Annotated in this window: 14 protein-coding genes; 2 read left to right on the forward strand and 12 right to left on the reverse strand. The window is 48.7% G+C overall.

From position 1 onward, the window contains the following. Positions 1 to 6 precede the first annotated feature (6 nt). The 8 genes from KTH90_RS11880 to KTH90_RS11915 all read right to left on the reverse strand — a co-directional run bounded on the left by KTH90_RS11880 (position 7) and on the right by KTH90_RS11915 (position 9104). Complete coding sequence (locus KTH90_RS11880; protein ID WP_158352819.1) at positions 7 to 396, reverse strand: SpoIIIAC/SpoIIIAD family protein; 390 nt, start codon at positions 394 to 396, stop codon at positions 7 to 9. A 15-nt stretch (positions 397 to 411) separates the two neighbouring features. Beyond that, positions 412 to 606: a stage III sporulation protein AC gene (gene spoIIIAC, locus KTH90_RS11885; RefSeq protein WP_158344120.1), complete on the reverse strand. Its 195-nt coding sequence runs from the start codon at positions 604 to 606 to the stop codon at positions 412 to 414. Positions 607 to 733: 127 nt separating this feature from the next. Next, positions 734 to 1252, reverse strand: coding sequence for a stage III sporulation protein AB (locus tag KTH90_RS11890; RefSeq protein ID WP_158352820.1), 519 nt, complete (start codon positions 1250 to 1252; stop codon positions 734 to 736). Then, positions 1246 to 2211 carry a stage III sporulation protein AA gene (gene spoIIIAA, locus KTH90_RS11895; protein WP_158352821.1) on the reverse strand — a complete coding sequence of 322 codons (966 nt, stop codon included), beginning with the start codon at positions 2209 to 2211 and terminating at the stop codon, positions 1246 to 1248. The genes KTH90_RS11890 and spoIIIAA overlap by 7 nt, the downstream gene beginning before the upstream one ends. A 446-nt stretch (positions 2212 to 2657) precedes the next feature. Continuing rightward, positions 2658 to 4550: an ADP-ribosylglycohydrolase family protein gene (locus tag KTH90_RS11900; RefSeq protein WP_158352822.1), complete on the reverse strand. Its 1893-nt coding sequence runs from the start codon at positions 4548 to 4550 to the stop codon at positions 2658 to 2660. Positions 4551 to 4585: 35 nt separating this feature from the next. After that, positions 4586 to 5422: a carbohydrate ABC transporter permease gene (locus KTH90_RS11905; protein WP_158352823.1), complete on the reverse strand. Its 837-nt coding sequence runs from the start codon at positions 5420 to 5422 to the stop codon at positions 4586 to 4588. A gap of 12 nt (positions 5423 to 5434) precedes the next feature. Next, positions 5435 to 6319 (reverse strand): carbohydrate ABC transporter permease, encoded by an 885-nt coding sequence (locus KTH90_RS11910; protein ID WP_158352824.1) that lies wholly within the window; start codon positions 6317 to 6319, stop codon positions 5435 to 5437. A gap of 1390 nt (positions 6320 to 7709) precedes the next feature. Beyond that, on the reverse strand, positions 7710 to 9104 hold the full coding sequence (locus KTH90_RS11915) for an ABC transporter substrate-binding protein (protein WP_158352825.1): 1395 nt from the start codon (positions 9102 to 9104) through the stop codon (positions 7710 to 7712). A 293-nt stretch (positions 9105 to 9397) separates the two neighbouring features. On the opposite strand from KTH90_RS11915, the gene KTH90_RS11920 reads away from it, so the two are divergent. Together KTH90_RS11920 and KTH90_RS11925 are read left to right on the forward strand one after the other, a co-directional pair. Further along, positions 9398 to 11146 carry a cache domain-containing sensor histidine kinase gene (locus KTH90_RS11920; protein WP_158352826.1) on the forward strand — a complete coding sequence of 583 codons (1749 nt, stop codon included), beginning with the start codon at positions 9398 to 9400 and terminating at the stop codon, positions 11144 to 11146. 18 nt (positions 11147 to 11164) lie between these two features. Then, positions 11165 to 12802, forward strand: a complete 1638-nt coding sequence (locus tag KTH90_RS11925) for a response regulator transcription factor (protein WP_158352827.1) — start codon at positions 11165 to 11167, stop codon at positions 12800 to 12802. Positions 12803 to 13110: 308 nt separating this feature from the next. On the opposite strand, the gene KTH90_RS11930 is transcribed toward KTH90_RS11925, so the two are convergent. From KTH90_RS11930 to KTH90_RS11945, 4 genes are all read right to left on the reverse strand, one after another. Continuing rightward, positions 13111 to 15222, reverse strand: a complete 2112-nt coding sequence (locus KTH90_RS11930; RefSeq protein ID WP_158352828.1) for a polyribonucleotide nucleotidyltransferase — start codon at positions 15220 to 15222, stop codon at positions 13111 to 13113. Between the two features lie 239 nt (positions 15223 to 15461). After that, entirely contained in the window at positions 15462 to 15728 is a 267-nt protein-coding gene (gene rpsO, locus KTH90_RS11935; RefSeq protein WP_158344110.1) for a 30S ribosomal protein S15, read from the reverse strand. Positions 15729 to 15995: 267 nt separating this feature from the next. Continuing rightward, positions 15996 to 16778: a sulfite exporter TauE/SafE family protein gene (locus tag KTH90_RS11940; protein ID WP_158352829.1), complete on the reverse strand. Its 783-nt coding sequence runs from the start codon at positions 16776 to 16778 to the stop codon at positions 15996 to 15998. A gap of 15 nt (positions 16779 to 16793) precedes the next feature. After that, complete coding sequence (locus KTH90_RS11945; protein ID WP_330655993.1) at positions 16794 to 17927, reverse strand: anaerobic sulfatase maturase; 1134 nt, start codon at positions 17925 to 17927, stop codon at positions 16794 to 16796. Positions 17928 to 17939 lie beyond the last annotated feature (12 nt).

Raw genomic sequence — 17939 nt, forward strand, 5'->3', positions numbered from 1 at the left:
ATCCTTTCAGGCTGCCAGGAAGCCGTTAATGGTCTCCAGAAGAGCCAGAAGGATCGGCATGCTGACCGCCAGGATCGCCAGTTTACTGAACACCTCGATCTGGCTGGCTATGGTAGCATGACCAGCATCCTTGCAGATCGCGGAAGAGAATTCAGAGATATAGGTAATTCCGATAATTTTCACCAGCGTACTGATATAAGCGCTGTGGACGGAAATAAAACTCTGTATGGTCTGTATTGCCTGAATAATGATCTCCAGACGTCTGGCCGCGTAGAAGAAGATGACCAGGCTGGTAGCTATACTTATGTAAACGGAATACTCCGGCTTTGTCCCCTTTAACTGAACCGCCAATAAAATCCCCACAATACCAAGAATACCGATTCTCAGCATATCCATACGCTCTCACCGCCTTTACAACATGAATAAGTCCTTAATCGTCTGAAACAAATCAAAAATATATGGCAGGATCCAGAATAATACAAGAATCAGTCCCGCCAGGCTGGTCAGGAAAGCATGCTCCTCCCGTCCGCTGTGTTTTAACACCTGGCTTAATACGGAAACCAGTATTCCTACCGCCGCTATTTTAAATATGAGATTAACGCTCATGCTTACCTCCAGCGGCGCATTTACTGCGCCTTTTATTCAGGGATGCGTGAACCGCTTTTCGTTCACACTTACCTCCAGCGGCGCATTTACTGCGCCTTTTTTTGTTCACGCTTGCCTTCTCACACTTTTACAGGATCAGGATTGCGATAAAAATGCCGCCCATGACGCCCAGACAATGATATATTCTGGATTTTGACCCGAAAACTTTTTCTGCCGCATGAATTTCATTTTCCAGCTGTTCGGTATATAAGCCCAGCGTACCCAGCTGCATCTCATGATCCAGATATCCGATATTTTCCCCCATATGCCGCAGGCTCTCCAGATCCGCCTTGGTCAGGCGGGTCTCCTTTAAGTCCTCCCGGATGCGCCTGTCCCATATCTCCTGAAATGTCTCTCCCTCGCAGTGATCCATATCCTGTGCCACTCCGGCGAAGAAATCCTGAAAGGGTTCCCGGATCCGCCTGCCGATACTGGCAAATGCCTCCGGCAGCGGAGCCTTTACATATTTGATCTCCCCCTGCAGCATCAGCATCAGCTTCCTCAAATAATGCAGCTGGTCGATCCGAAGCTTCAGATCACGGCTCACGGAAAATCCTAGGCCCGTGGAGGCCGTCACCACCAGCAGAACACCGATCATCTTTAACATCCCGCACACCCCTTCCTCAAAAGGCTGTCGCCCTTCGCATCAAAGATGTCCTGTACCGTCCCTACCTTTTTCCCGTTACACAATATGATATAGCGGTCAAAGGTGTGTTCCGCCACCAGCTTTTCCAGCAGCGGCTTCTGCAGAATATCCTGAAGGGAACTGCCGTGGACTGTGGCGATCAGCTTACATCCGCAGTGGATCACAGACTCAATGGCGTGGGCATCCTGGTAATCCCCGATCTCATCCACCGCGATCACCTGGGGGGCCATGGAGCGGATCAGCATCATCATGCCCTCCGCTTTCGGGCAGCAGTCCATTACGTCAGTGCGGATCCCCAGATCATTGCCGGGAACGCCCAAATACGAGCCCCCGATCTCAGATCTCTCATCCACCACTCCGACGGTTTGTCCTGCAAATGAGCCTTGTCCGTCGGAAATCTGCCGGATCATATCCCGCAGCAGGGTTGTCTTGCCGCACCTGGGCGGCGAGATGATCAGGGTGTGGCAGATCTGATTACCGTTCCTTATATAAGGAAGAACCGGATCGGCGCATCCTTTTATCTGATGGGAGACCCGGATATTGAGAAATGATATGTATTTCAGGCTTTTCACCCTGTCCCCCTCCACGATGGTCTTTCCTGCGATTCCCACCCGGTGGCCGCCCTGGATCGTGATAAACCCCTGTTTCACCTCATCTTCGAAGGCATACAGGGAATAGTTGCCCACATATTCCAGGGTCTCCTGCACGTCCTGTTTGTCCACAATTACGGCCTGCACTTTGTCACTGCCAAGCGAGGGGGTCTCACTCACGAAATATTCGCGGCCTCTGTAGATGATCAAGAGGGGACCGTTGACGCGCAGCCTGATCTCCTGGAGGTCCTCGAAATTAAGGGGAAGCTGTTCCAGAAGGATCCGTATTCTCTTTGCCAATACTTTCATCAGTTCGCTTTTCTTGTCCATCTCTTCACCTCTTAGAACAATATATGTGGGATGTCCAAAAAAATGCACGGATTTGAAAAATTTCTTTTTGGAACACGAGGGAGAAAAAACCGGGAAGGCCGCATTTTTTTTAAGACTGCGTTCCCATAATAGCATCTACCGCTAAACCCTCTGCCGCTTCTTTTCCCGTCATCGTTTGTTTCATCTGTACCTTCCAGGTTTCCTATCCATGCATATCTTCTGGACGGTTACCGCCCTCCATAAACTTCCAAAATATAACATACAAAGCCATATCTTCCGTAAAAAAGAAAAACCTGAAAAAGCTCAATACTACGCTTTTTCAGGTTTCCTATTATACCCGGAATTCACTCATACTATAAATTATAAACTACTTATAATAAATAATGGCTGCCGCCACTTACAGGGTTCCAGTCTTATTCCAAAAATGTCCGGACAACAAAAATTGTTTATATCCCTGACGCAAAATCTGTATACCACCGCTTGCGGTGGAAGTGTTCCCCTTCGTATTTACGAAGTCCAAAGCTGAATTTGAGGCTTTCGGTTCTTCGAAGAAGTTTCAGAACGATTTCATTTTCCCCTTTGGCCAGGCGTATGATCTCGTAGTTATTGGTGGGGGTCCACAGGCGCGTCTCGTCTTGCTCCATGACCAGTTCCTGGTTGATCCACAGGCGGTATCCGTCATTGTTGCCGATCACTACCCACAGCTCCCGGTCCTCGGGTGATATAAGGGTCTGTCTTAAATAGACCGCCCCCTGTCCCTGGAAGGTAAAGGTCTCATCCAGGGGGAGCAGATCCTCATAAGCGTTGATCCACACCGTGTCTTCTTCTTGGAATGCTTTCCTGAAGTTTTGTTCATCCACATAAGCTTTGTCCAGATAGGCCGCGTTGTTAACCATGCACTCTAATGTCGGCAGGTTACAGCCTTCTCCGTGGGGGGAGGGCTGTCCCGGCCGGTCCTGCTTTTCCAAAGCCTCGAAATATGGCCCAACAGCCTGCCATACCATGGCTCCTGCGATCCCGAACTCGTTTACGGTTTCCGCGTATTCGATCTGCAGCAGGTTTTTATTGTTGATCTGTTTTACCCGACCGGTGGTCTTTATCTGGATCGGGACGCTTTTGCTTTCCCCAGCATTCAGGGATACCGGCTGCCGGTTGCCCGAGATTTCCCAATTCTCAGGTAATCCGCTGACTGTGACAGTACCATTGACGCTATGATCGCACGGATTGTGCAGGGTAATATCGCATGTGCACTGATCCATCCGTCCGATCGCCGGCTGGGATGTATAGTTTACTTCGATCTGAATCCCCGGGTTATCTCCTCTGCCCGTCGGTTCCGGTATGTTCACATCATCAGGAATGCCGGAAATATCAGCGGCTTTGGCCAGGATTCCAACGGCACAGGTCTCTTTCGCCAGCGCAGCGATGGAATTGTTATCCCGTTCTACGGCGATCCCGATCACGAAATTGTCCGTCGCCATGGCTTTGAGTGCCGGATCGATGCCGGCGGCACCAACGGTAATGCCCAACAGGGCCGCCGCGGTGGCGCAGGTACAGTCGGTGTCATAGCCGCAGCGGAACGCAATATTTACGGTCGCGTCCATATCTCCTTCCCCGTATAGCAGCGCGATGATCACGATTCCCAGATTTGTCACCGCATTGGTAAAGTCGAAGTGGGCATATTTACGCATCATCCGGGTCCTGGCGGTCTGCCAGTCCCGGCAGCCGGCTTCATAGTCCCTCCGGACATCCTCCACACAATTCCTGGGGCGGGACCCCTCCGGAAGATACCGCAGCTGGCTGTCGATCAGCTTTTGGATATCCGGCTCCGCAAAGGCCGCTGCCTCCATGGCCGCGTAGTATTCTTCGATCCATACCGCTGCCCCTGCATGGTCCAGGCAGCCGTCCATCCGGGCGTACAAAGCGGCTTTCTCCGGATTCCCGGGAAAGATCATTCCCCAGATCTCCGAGCGGATCGGACATCCCTCTCCCTCCTGAAAGACGGGGTTATTGAAAGATCCGCTGTAGGGCGGCATGATCCCCCGCTCATAATTTTTCAGAAACAATCCGTATTCGCTGAACGGGTACCAGCACTGCAGATTCCAGGCGTCCGCCAGATCCCTGGATGTGATGGACAGCCCTTTCTTCTGCAGCACTTCCAGCCACAATAGCTGAAGATCAAGATCATCGTTGGGCAGGTCCGGCCGGATTACTTCCCGGTAATGCTCATACGGGATCACTTTCTTGATCCCCTCCACCGGGGCGCCTGCGGCGCCGCCCAGGCATTTACCGATCCAGCCGCCGTGAACTTTGTCGAGATATTCCTGATATGTTATCTGCATGGCAGTTCTCCTTTTTCTACTCAGTTCTCTTTTTTCTATTTTAATATCGCACCGGCAGAGAAGGTTTTTTCCACCTGATTGCTGAAAAATACAAACAGCAGTACCGGCAGAATACTGGTGATTACCATCGCTGCGAACATACCGCCGTAATCCGTCCCGTATTTTCCGGAAGAATAGTTCATCAGCGCGATCGGCAGAGTCCGGTATTTTTCTCCGTTAATCAGCACCAGCGCATAGATGAATTCGTTCCAGCTGTTGATAAATGTATTGATGCACATCGTGGCCACCGCCGGTTTGATAATCGGCGTGATAATTTTAAACAGAATCGTAAAGATCCCGGCTCCGTCCATCACAGCCGCCTCTTCCATTTCCATCGGAATGCCCTTCATAAAACTGCAGGCCATCAGTGTAGCCATCGCAATATTAAAAGCGGATATAGTCAGAATCAAAGACATTGGATTGTTGACCAGATGCATTTCCCGCAGCATCACGAAGATCGGCACAATAACGATCTGTGACGGAAGCAGGATGCCAAGGGTCACCACTTTATTTAGCTTCCCTGCTCCTTTCCATCTCATTCTGGTCAGCGCATAAGCCAGCATGGTGGCGGAAACCACAGTCAGCACCAGGGTAGCGCCGGTCACAATCACACTGTTCAAAAAGAACTTCAGTATATCCCGGTTAAACAGCGCATCCGTATAATTCTCAAATTTCCAGAACGACGGCAGTCCAAAAGAGCTCCCCGTCATAATCTCCGATGTATCCTTAAAAGAGTTCAGCAGCATCCAGAACAGAGGATATACGGAAGAAAACGCACAGATACCGAAAACCACCGTCAGTGCAACCCGGATCCATTTATGTTGTATTCTCATTTCTTTTCCCTCCTACTCCGCACTACTGCCCTTTTTAAACAGCCAGTTAATCACAGCCAGCACCACACAGGTTTCCAATATCACCACCAGGCCCACCGCAGCGGCCAGGCCATATCTCTGATTCGAAAAAGCCTGCTTATACATATACATCATCACCGTAGTGGTCAGATCCCCCGGCCCTCCGCCTGTCATGATATAGACCTGCGGAAAAGTAAACAGACCGCCGATGGCAGATATGGTCACGCACATCTTCGCCACATCCTTAAGTAACGGCAGCGTAATATGTCTTACTGTCTGCCAGAAGCCCGCCCCGTCCAGCTGAGCCGCTTCAAAATAGCTCTCCGGGATCGCCTTGATCCCCGAGTATGACATCAAAAGGTCCATACCAAACATCCACCACATACCCACAATGGCGATACAGATCATGGCCGTTTTCGGATTAATCAGCCATTCATTCTGCAGAAATCCCAGTCCGATCTTATCCAGTATGGTATTTAAAAGTCCCCAGTCCGCATGGTAAATGGTCAGCCACAACTGGGAGATAACTGAAATCGACAGCACCAGCGGTATGATAAATGCAGTACGCAGAATTTTCTGTGTCTTAGGTCCCAGCGTACACAGCAGAATCGACACCGCGATCGCCAGTATCGCATTACAAAGCACAGCCAGCAGGCACAGGCCCAGAGACGCCAGATTGGCCCTCATAAATCCATCATCTGTAAACAGCTGGACAAAATTCTTAAGTCCGATAAACTTAGCCGGTGTCAGACCATCCGTTTTCTGGAGGGACATGACCACTATATTCAAGATGGGATACAGCACAAAGGCAATCAGCAACAGCATGGCCGGAGCGCACAGCAAAAAGATATACCATTTGTTCCCTAACACTTTCTTCATATCTCATAGTTCCTTTCCTTAATATTGCCCGTTTTTATGGGCATATAGGTATACCCGTAGGGTGTTTCCATAATATTGCCCGTTTTTATGGGCAGCCGGGTATACCTGGGGCCGGGGCGGGATGGCGCAGGGGCAGCCTGTGGGGGCGGGGTGAATAAGTAACGGGCGCCAAATCGCTTCGGCCGTGCCTAAGAACGGGTAACTCCGAAGAGGGTGAAACCTCTTATTAGCAGGACCCGCGGCAAACTCGCCAAAGAACGGCTCAGACAGTGCCCCGGGTCCAGCGAGGTTTCGCCCTCTTCTGCGTAACCCGTTCTAAGGCACGGCCTCAAGCGATTTGGCGCCCGTTACTTATTCACCCCGCCCCCACAGGCCGCCCCTGCGCCATCCCGCCCCTACTTTGGTGATACCTTAGATTCACATTCTAACTTCACTATACATGAACTGTTACCATATAAACATTATGGTTTTTTCAATTTATGGTTTTCCTATAGTTATGTTTTCCTATAGTTATGTTTACCTTTAGTTACGTTTTTCTGCAGTTGCATTTTCGCATAACTACATTTTTCTATCGTTGCATTTTTGTATAGCTACATTTTCTATAACTACAATTCCTAAAGCTACGTTATTTATAACTACGTTTTCCTTTAGATACGTTTACTATAGCTGCGTTTCTTATAACTGCGTTTCTTATAACTGCGTTTCTTATAACTACGTTTCTTTTAGCTGTGTTTCTTATAATTACAATTCTTTTAACTACGTTTTTCTATGATTTCAATTGTTCCATTTGTCTTTTAATAATTTACTAATTAACTATCTGGAATTTTTCAATAAATAACCTAAAAATTGACTCTTCCTGACAAATATTCCAAGATACAAACTGTCCTTTATCACCTTAAAAGGGCAAGCGACACTTATTGATCTTCTATCCATGAAAATATAATATATATAGTCAAACCAGTCGCAATATGGCTATAATTGATATACCTAAAATCTTCTTCTCCAGAACCTAATATCCGTCCGAATAGTCGTACATCAGTAGAAATACACCTGAAAATCAGCCTGTTATAATGTAGGGATAAGAGGGAAGCGGCGGGGCCTTGCGGGGAGGGACGGAAAATCCCGTGGGGCCACATCGCTTGAGGCTGGTCTTAGAACGGGTTACGCAGATGATGGGAGAACCTCGCAGGGCCTGGAACACTGTCCGAGCCGCATTTTGGCGAGTTTGTTCCAGGCCCTGCCAATAAGAGGTTCTCCCATTATCGGAGTTACCCGGTCTTAGGCCGACCGAAGCGATTTGGCCCCACGGGATTTTCCGTCCCTCCCCGCAAGGCCCTGCCGCTTCCCTCTCATCCCGGCCCCAGAAACCTCCCCCCTCAGTCAGCTATCCTTATTCTTCCAATGCCGCTTTATCCATATCAGCCAGATAATCTTCCACTCCGTAATCTGCAGTATTGGTCATAAACTTACTGGTTGCCTGCATTACTCCTGAGGATGCGGCTGCCGTAGGCATCACGTCCTGTACCAGGCCATAGACAAATCCAAAGTTCTGCATGTCGGCCGCCAGCTGTGCTACCGGTTCCGCAAAGTCTTTGTCGTATTTCCAGCCCATTACGTCCGCTTTGTAGACGGTGAAAGGGTTTCCTTTTTCTTCGTATACATATTTGCAGCGAAGCTCGGCAACTGCCTGGCACAGGGCGACTGCCTCGTCGGGGTGTTCGGTTCCAGCATATACCATCATGCCGGAGTTTTGTTTTACACCGCCTGCACAGTTTTTGCCGTATTTATCCACGTCTGCGTCATTAACTACCGGATAGTAGAAATATCCGAAATCCTCACCCATTTTATCGGCGCAGGATGCCACTGCCCAGGAACCGTTGGCCATCATGGCAGCTTTACCGGTCTCGAATAACGGCAGGGCTTCATCAATACCGGTCAGCGCCACGTTCTTGGAGAATGCGCCCATGTCCATGAGTTCTTTCATTACTTCTGCGCCCTTGGTGTAGGGTTCGTCAGAGAATTTCGCCTGGCCGTCCACGATCTTTTTAGTGATTTCAGGATCGATCGAGTATGCGAAGCCTTCCACCATCATGGCAGCACACCAGCCGTCTTTGGCTCCTACGGAGATTGGAACGGTTTCCGTTTTCGCCAGAGTCTCTACTACTTTCTTTAACTCTGTTGCGGTCTTGGGTACTTCCAGATTGTTGTCCGCAAAGATTTTCTTATTGTACAGCATGATTTCATAGGAGATATCTTCAAAGGGGATACCATATGTATGTCCGTCGGCTGCCGGCAGTTTCGCGGAAGGAATTACTTTGTCCCAGTAACCGCTGGCTTCCAGATAATCATCCAGAGGTAACGCGCTCTTGGACTCCAGGATCGGAGTCGCCCAGCTTCCGCCTCTCTCCCACCATACGTCCAGGCCTTCTCCGCCTGCCGCGATCATGGTTCTGACCTTGGTCTCATAGGTCTGGGCATCCCCAGGGCTCATTTCCAGCTCTACTTCCACATTGGGCAGAACTTCCGGTAAATGTTCCATTACATATTTCATTTCCGCCTGAACGTTTTCATCGGTATCATTAAATAACATGTTCAATTTTACTTTTTCACCGGAAGCCGCTGTATCTTTCGGCGCCTCCGCAGCATCCGCTGGTTTTTCCGTCTGGGTCTGCGCAGGCTCCTGGGCCGCTGCGTCCTTTTCTCCGCCGGAGCCGCCGCAGGCGGTCAGCGTACCGATCATAGCTGTTGCCAGTACCAGTGACATCCATTTCTTCCATTTACACATATTATTTCCTCCCTTTTTCGCTGCCGTTTGATCAACCACGCATTTCCCGGCTTATTCTCAATCCTATTCACGGTTCCTCCTGCGGGCTGATCAGGCATCTTTGATGTCTTTATCCTAAATCATTTTCTTTTCTGAGAGAATGGAATTTTACGACCTCACATGGAAAAAACGAATCGCTTCGCGGAAACCGCTGTCCATTTTCATTTCTCTATTATATAATAAGAATGTTCTATTGGATACTATCGATAGCTGCCGGCCATCACGAATATCCATACAAGGTAAGGAGTAATGCGATGAAAATTTCAACCATCTGGAAACAGTTAAATTTAAAGAAAAAGGTACTTCTTCTCTTTTTACCGCTCAATGTGATATCGATCCTGATGATTCTAGTCCTCTCCATTTCCCTGCTGGTACACAATGGAAAGAAGGAGATGATGCAGAACTCCATGGATAAACTGATACTTGTCTGCGATCAGGCGGACCGGATTGTCTCTAATGTGAAATATAATATTAAGGCATTTTCCACCAGTTCCGCCCTTCAGACGGCTATCTGTACCTCTTATCCGGATAATACATACGGTAGTTATATGTTTTCCACCGCCATGCACTCTTCTGTATACAATATTATGGACATCGGCAGCCTGGTTTACGATGGCTATGTACAGACCTTTGACGGCAGGGTATTTGATATCAAAACGGATGAGATCAGTGAGCCTACGCCGGAAATGCAGCAGCTCTATAAGGAGATTACCGCGAAAGGCGGACAGATGATTTTCGGGCCTCCCAGGGAAAAAAGCGGGCAGAGTGCCTTTAATATTTCCAAATCTCTGATCGATATTGATACCGGTGTGTGTCTGGGGATCCTGTCGTTTGACGTCAAAGAGGATTTGTTTTATGAGACTTATCGGAATGTATCGGATGAAAATGATGAGATGTTCTTTATCACGGATACGGAAGGTACGATCGTTTCCTCGCAGAACAGGGCGCTTCTGCAGACACCTGTGCCGGACGAGGCATATAGTCTGACCGTGGATCAGACTAAGAATTCTAAGGTCCTATCCTGGGACCAGCGCCGCAGCCTGATGCTGACATCTCCGACCCAGTCCGGGAACTTCCATGTCTTTTACACGATGAGTTATTACAGGGTTTACAGGGAAGCTCTGAGCCTGACCCTGTTGTTGTCGGTAATAGGTTTACTGGTGCTGGTCATTACGATCCTGCTGTCCCAGATATTGGCCAAAAGCCTGGTCCGCCCGATCCGTCAGCTGGCGGATTACGCTGATGAAGCCGGAAAGGGTAATTTCGGCGCGCCGGTTCCGGTCAAATCAAGTGATGAGATCGGATTCCTGGCCGACCGCTTCCAGCATATGAGCAATAATATCCGGGAATTGACCACCCGCATCTATAATGAACAGAATCAGCGGCGGGAGTATGAGTTGAAGTTAATGCAGGCGCAGATCAATCCTCATTTTCTCTATAATTGTCTGGATAATATCAGCAGCTTGGTAACCGATGAAAAAAAGGATACCGCCACATCCATGATTTATCATCTGGGGCGTTATTACCGTGGGATCTTAAGCAAAGGGCGTAACCTGATCACCATTCGGGAAGAACTTCATATGATCCGGGATTATCTGGAAATCCAGTTAATTCGGACCCCTGGCCTTTTTACCTATCAGATCGAAGCGGATGAGGATCTGAAAGAACTGAAAATTCTGAAGATGCTGCTGCAGCCTCTGGTGGAAAATACAGTCCTCCACGGCTTCGCGGGATACCGGGAAAACGGGCACATCCACATCCGGGTAACCTCCGACAGTGAGCAGATTATCTGCATCACAGTCTCTGATGACGGCCGGGGCATTTCGGAAGAAACACTGCAATCCCTGTTCGTCCCTACGGCGATCTCCATGCCGAAGCATTTCGGGATTCAGAACGTACAGGAGCGGATCCATTTGAAATATGGCAATTCTTACGGGCTCACGATCCATTCCGTTCCGGGTGTTGAAACGAACATCACCATGCGTTTTCCAAAAACCTACTAACTGCCAGGAGGATATGTCATGTATAAAATATTATTCGTAGATGATGACCCGCTGATCCTGCGCAGACTCCATCAGATTCTGGACTGGTCCTCCATGGGCTTTAAGATCCTGTCGGATGCCGCCGACGGGCTGGCTGCACTGGAAATTATGAAAAATGAAGTTCCGGATGTGATGATCTGTGATATTAATATGCCCAATATGGATGGCCTGCAGCTGGCACAACAGGTACGGGACACTCATCCGAACGTCCAGTGTGTGATGCTGACCGTGAATGACAGCTTCGGCTGCGCCCAGCAGGCGCTGAATATCGGCGTGTACCATTATCTTCTGAAACCTATCGAACCCAAAAAACTGGAAACTCTGATGCTAAAAGTGCTGGACCAGCTCAATTCATCCAGGCAGCAGGACCAGTATGTCTCTCATCTGTACAGCAAAGCTATGGTCAGCGAAAAGATGATCCGGGACAAATTCCTGAACTGGGTCGTGTCCGGCCGGCAGCCCTTAAGCGAGCAGCAATTGATCGATAAGTTCCGCTTTTACCAGCTTCCCATCGATGCCAGAGAATTCGAGATCATATCGCTCCACATCAACGCGTTTGAAAAACATCTGCTGGATGAGACGGATATCGACGATCTGCTGGGCACTGTTGCCAAATGTGTGGAGGATACTCTCTGTGATTATCAGAACTGTGTGGTGTTCAGTGATTCTTTTTATCATCTGAATATTCTTCTGGGCTCCAATCCGCGGGACTTAAGTTTCTCTCAGAACGTCCGTCTGATCTGTCAGAGTCTCCGGGAAGGGCTGCTGTTTAATCTGAACCTGCCGGTTACGATATTCTACAGCAGGCGCTATCAGGGGTACCAGAACATCTACCGCTGTTACTATGACACCAAATTTTTGTCAAAGTATACCCAGGCGGTCATGGATATGGGGATCATTTCTTTTGATGATTATATGCACGCGTCTATGAGGAATCCGATTGATTTTGACAGCATCCGCTCCTGCGTGCTCAAACAGCTTCGCACCGGTAATGCCGGGGATCTGGCTGCTTATGTTGAACAGACGTTTATGGGGCAGGGGATACATACGAAATCGCTGCCTTCCGGTATTCATCAGGCTTTTACTATGGATTTTGAAAGTTTTAACATGCTGCGGATCGATTTTATCATGACTGGTATGATGTTTTTACAGGAAAATAAGACTGCTCTGGCAGATGTCTTTGATAAATACTATGACCCCCTGACTGAGGTCATGGACCGGGATCAACCGGCGGACTGTATCGAATTTATCTGTGATTTTTACCGCCAGATACTGGTTTTTGTCCGCGCCGGCAAAGTTACCTCCGGTAGAAGGCTGGCTGAAAAGTGTGTGGAATTAATCGAACAGAATATTTCCAATCCGGATCTGAATGTCAAATGGCTGGCTTCTCAGCTGTACGTCAATGAAAATTATCTGAGCCGTCAGTTCCATAAGGAGTTCGCGGCCCCTTTGATTAAGTATATTGGCCAGCAAAAGTTGGAGACCGCTAAGAATTATCTGGACAAAGGATATACGAACCTTCAGCAGGTGGCCCAGATGGTTGGTTTTACGGATCCTCTGTATTTCAGTAAGTGTTTTAAAAAGCAGTTTGGGGTGGCGCCTTCGAAGTATCGGTAGGGTCGTTTACCATGGTATTTAAACATGCATACAAGTTGATACACATATCATTACCACTTTCAAATCCGCTGTCATCAATCGAGAAATAGAAATCATATCCATCATTTTATAGACTATTATATCTTCTTAATGATATTTTGAAAATACGGTAGATGATTAGTAACCATCTACCGTATTCTTCGTTCATAAAACTACTTATGAAAACTATTCAGTTGATATACTGCCGCAACACCAATGTTTCATTCACCGATATCTAAAACACCTATCACGCGGTTTTCCACGCAACACGCATTACAGCATACCTATCTTTATTCCGTTTCCTTATTTTTATATCTATCTACATCTTTCAAACTAAAACTGATTCTGCCCATCTTGTCTTTCCCAAGGCATGCCACTTCGATCACATCACCCAGAGTCAGAACATCTTCTACCGTCTTTACCCTGTCTTTTGCCAGCTTAGAGATGTGGACCATACCTTCTTTTCCGGGAGCGAACTCAAGGAATGCGCCAAAATCTTTAATGCTGACCACTTTACCTGTGTAGAGTTTACCTTCCTCAAAGTCCGTAACAATCGTGTGAATCAGAGCAGAAGCTTTGTCCATGCCCTCTTTTTCTACGCCGCAAATGGACACCAGGCCATCATCATTGATGTCGATGGATACACCGGTCTGATCGATAATCGCGTTGATCGTCTTACCGCGCTGTCCTACCACATCACCGATCTGGGAAGGATCGATCTGTACCGTGATAATCTTAGGCGCATACTTTCCAACTTCTTTTCTGGGCTCTGCAATGACAGGTGTCATGACCTCGTCCAGAATATAAGTTCTCGCTTCTTTGGTCTTTACAAATGCCTCTTCGATAATGGAGCGTGTCAGGCCGTGGATCTTGATGTCCATCTGAATCGCCGTGATCCCTTTATGGGTACCGGCTACTTTGAAGTCCATGTCGCCGAAGAAATCTTCCAGCCCCTGGATATCCGTCAGCACCAGATAATCGTCATCAGAATCTCCTGTTACCAGACCTACGGAAATACCGGCGACAGCTCTCTTGATCGGCACTCCGGCTGCCATCAGGGACAGGGAGGAAGCGCACACACTGGCCTGGGAGGTGGAACCGTTGGATTCCATTGTCTCAGATACCGTACGGATGGCATAAGGGAACTCTTCTTCGCTGGGAAGTACCGGAACTAAGGCACGTTCTGCCAGCGCGCCGTGTCCGATCTCACGTCTTCCAGGCCCTCTGGAAGGCTTTGTCTCCCCTACCGAGTAGGACGGGAAGTTGTAGTGGTGCATATATCTCTTACCAGTCTCCGCCTCATCCAGTCCGTCTAATCTCTGGGCTTCGGATAAGGGAGCTAAGGTGGTTACATTTAAGATCTGGGTCTGTCCACGGGTAAACATACCGGAACCATGCACTCTGGGCAGAAGGTCGATCTCTGCGGCCAGCGGGCGGATCTGGGTAATCGCACGGCCGTCGGGACGCTTGTGGTCTTTTAAGATCATCTTTCTGACAGTCTTTTTCTGATACTGGTATACGGCTTCGCCGATCAGAGGCAGCCAGTCCGGATGTTCCTCTTCGAAGGCTTCCGCCAGCTTATCTTCAATCTCTCTGATATTTCCTTCTCTGACCTGTTTTACATCGCTGAATACAGCTGCTTCCATCTGCTCCGGAGTCACGATCGCTCTGATCGCTTCATTCAGTTCTTCCGGAATCGCGCAGCTCTCATAGCCGTGTTTTTCCTTACCGAACTCTTCAACGATTTTCTCAATAAATGTGATTACCTGGACGTTTACTTCATGGGCTTTGTAGATGGCCTCGATCATGATATCTTCCGACACTTCATTGGCGCCGGCTTCGATCATAATCACTTTCTCCTTCGTGGACGCCACGGTCAGAGCCATGTCGGATGCGGCCTTCTGCTCCGCGGTCGGGTTGACCACCAATTCGCCGTTTACCAGGCCGATCTGCGTACCGGAAATCGGTCCGTCAAAAGGAATATCGGAAATCGAGGTTGCTATGGAAGCTCCGATCATTGCGATGATCTCAGGACTGCAGTCCTGATCAACGGACATAACCAGATTGTTTAAGGTCACATCATTGCGGTAATCCTTCGGGAACAACGGACGCATGGGACGGTCAATTACACGGGACGTCAGAATCGCATGCTCGCTAGCCTTTCCCTCTCTTTTGTTGAAGCCTCCGGGAATCTTCCCTACTGCGTATAATTTCTCTTCATATTCTACGCTCAGCGGGAAGAAGTCTATCCCATCTCTGGGCTTATCGGATGCGGTGGCCGTACACAGCACGGTCGTATCCCCATAGTGCATAAAAGCCGCACCATTTGCCTGCGCCGCTACTCTTCCGATATCAACGGACATCGTTCTGCCGGCCAGTTCCATTGTGAAAGTCTTGTACATATTTCCTAATCTCCTTTAAACTTGTTATATTCAGAAAGCGGGAGATTCCGAAACTACTGAAAAATCCACCCGCCGCGGCACGGATATTCTTTTCAGTGGTCTCGGCTCTTACTGCCCGCAATCCATCACTGGTTAACTACTGCATCGCACAGGTTTCGGCTGCTGTCGGTTTCAGGCTGTATTCTGTAAAATTCTGTACGATAAAATGGGGCGGTTACGAGAACCGCCCTCAAAGTTTCTTACTTTCTAAGTCCTAAACGCTCAATCAGAGTACGGTATCTTTCAATATCCATGTCTTTCAGATAAGAAAGCAAGCCTCTTCTCTGACCAACCATTTTGAGAAGACCTCTTCTGGAATGATGATCCTTCGGGTGCTCCTGTAAATGCTCGGTTAACTCCTGAATCCTCGCGGTCAGGATGGCTACCTGTACTTCCGGTGAACCGGTGTCGCCTGGTGTTCTTGCATAGTCGGCAATAATTGCCTGTTTCTTTTCTTTCGAAATCATTGTTCTTCCTCCTGTTATTTTAACCGCCTGATACTAAGAAAAAGGTCGGAGTGTCCAATTTCCGAATACCGGCTGATTTCTCATACTCGGATAGTATATCATATCTTTCCCATATCCGCAAGCTTAAAATAAAGCCGAATCCCTAATTGGGGACATGTCCATTCCAGTTTGGGACATGTCCATTTTGCCCGATACTTATTCACTTAATAAAATGATCGAAATGGACATGTCCCAAACTGGAATGGACATGTCCCCAATTGTCAATCGTCAGCAAAACTTTACAAAATTATAAACATTAATTCCAATAATCACCATCATCAGCATCACAAACAAAACCTTCTCCGCCCGCTCCGATACCACCCGGTGCGCCTTGCTTCCCAGCAATCCCCCAAGCACGCCGCCAATTACCATCACGGCCAGAAATACTCCGGGCACTTCCGGAACATTTCCTCCAGTCAGCGTGTGCAGAAGGCTCGTCGCCTGTGAGAACATAATCATATACAGCGAATTCACCGCCGCCGTCTTTACGGACATGGAAAAGAAATAATAGAGCACTACCAGATTAATCGGCCCGCCGCCGATTCCGAGAAATGAGGACAGTACCCCCAGCACCAGTCCGATCCCCAGACATACCGCCGTATTCCTGACATGCAGAGTCCGGATCCGGGTACTGCACAATGTATAAATCAAAGTCCCCACTGTCAGAACGATCAGCACCATCGCCTGGATAGCCCCAACCTGGTTCTGATCCCCGAAAAAGCCAATCACATATTGAAACCCGCTCTTTCCGATGATCCCTCCAGCTGCCGCTCCCACAGCCAGCGGTGTGGATGTTTTCCAGTCGATCTTCCCGCTTCCCTGCCGCATCTGCCGGAATACAGATACCACGCTCATGGACAGGACCGTACAGCCCGACAGGAAGCTGATGGCGGCAACTCCCATAATATCTGCTGCATCCAGCACCGGCTTAATGATCACTCCGCCGCCGATCCCGCAGATCGCTCCCACGACCGACGACAGAAAACTGATGAAAAATATAAGTATTTCCATAGATTCTTCCTTCTTTTATCCGGCTGTTATATGCGATGCGATTTCCATCAATCCTGGCAGCGCATGTGCAAAGAACATTTTATAACTCTCACAAAAATAATTCCCACCATATTTTCCGGACGGCAGAAGCAGCCGGTTTCGTTTGCAGCCGCCGCGGCAGATCCGGAAATAACCACACGCAGCGCATAATTTCTGCGCTTCCTGAGATTCTTTTACAAATCCTAACACACGGCGGTGTTCTTCGATTTCTTCAAAAGAGCATTCCTTAAGATTCCCAAGCTTAAAGGCACTCATGGCGTAAAAATCACAGGGATAGACGGTCCCGTCCGCCTCGATCACATTCTGCCTCCCGCATACACCGTTCATATCGCAACACTCCGCCGGGTTTCCAAGCAGCAATGCCAGGTAATTCTCAAACTGGCGGATATAGGGCTGCTCCCCCCTCAACACATCGGCGTACCACAGATCGAACAGCCGGATCAGGAACCCGCCGTACTCTGCCGGACTCAGGGAGTATTCTTCCATTCCCTTTTCCCTGCCAAAAGGGTCCAGACAGGGAATGAATTGAAGATACTGGAATTGTTCCCGTTTAAAGAACTGATAGATCCGTCTGACTAAGACCGCACTGTCTCTGGTCACCACGGTGAGAATGTTAAATGGCACTCCATAACGCCTGCACAGCCGGATCGTATCCATGACGCCGTCGAAGGTTTCCCGCCCCTGCTGTGTCTTTCGATACCGGTCGTGCAATTCTCTGGTACCGTCCAGGGATATCCCCACCAAAAATCCTTTTTCAGCCAGGAATGGAAACCACTCCCTATCCAGCCGGTAGCCATTCGTCTGTATCGTATTGTGAATAACTAGATTTCTGGTGTTATACTGTTCCTGAAGCCTAACCGCGTCCCGATAAAAATCCAGGCCCGCCAGTGTCGGTTCACCTCCCTGATAGCCGATCACACATTCGTCCTGCGCATAGTCCATGGCCTTTTTCATGATCTGCTCCAGGGTGTCCATCTTCATAAGACGTTCGCTCCCCGGATCTCTGGCTTGATAAAGCTCCCTGTAAAAACAGTATTCACATCGCAGGTTACAACTGCCGGAGGCCGGTTTTATCAACAAGTTCAGAGCTGGCATTTTCTCTCCCTCCATCCAGTGAATTTC

The organism is Diplocloster modestus, assembly GCF_019042245.1.
Taxonomy (GTDB): domain Bacteria; phylum Bacillota; class Clostridia; order Lachnospirales; family Lachnospiraceae; genus Diplocloster; species Diplocloster modestus.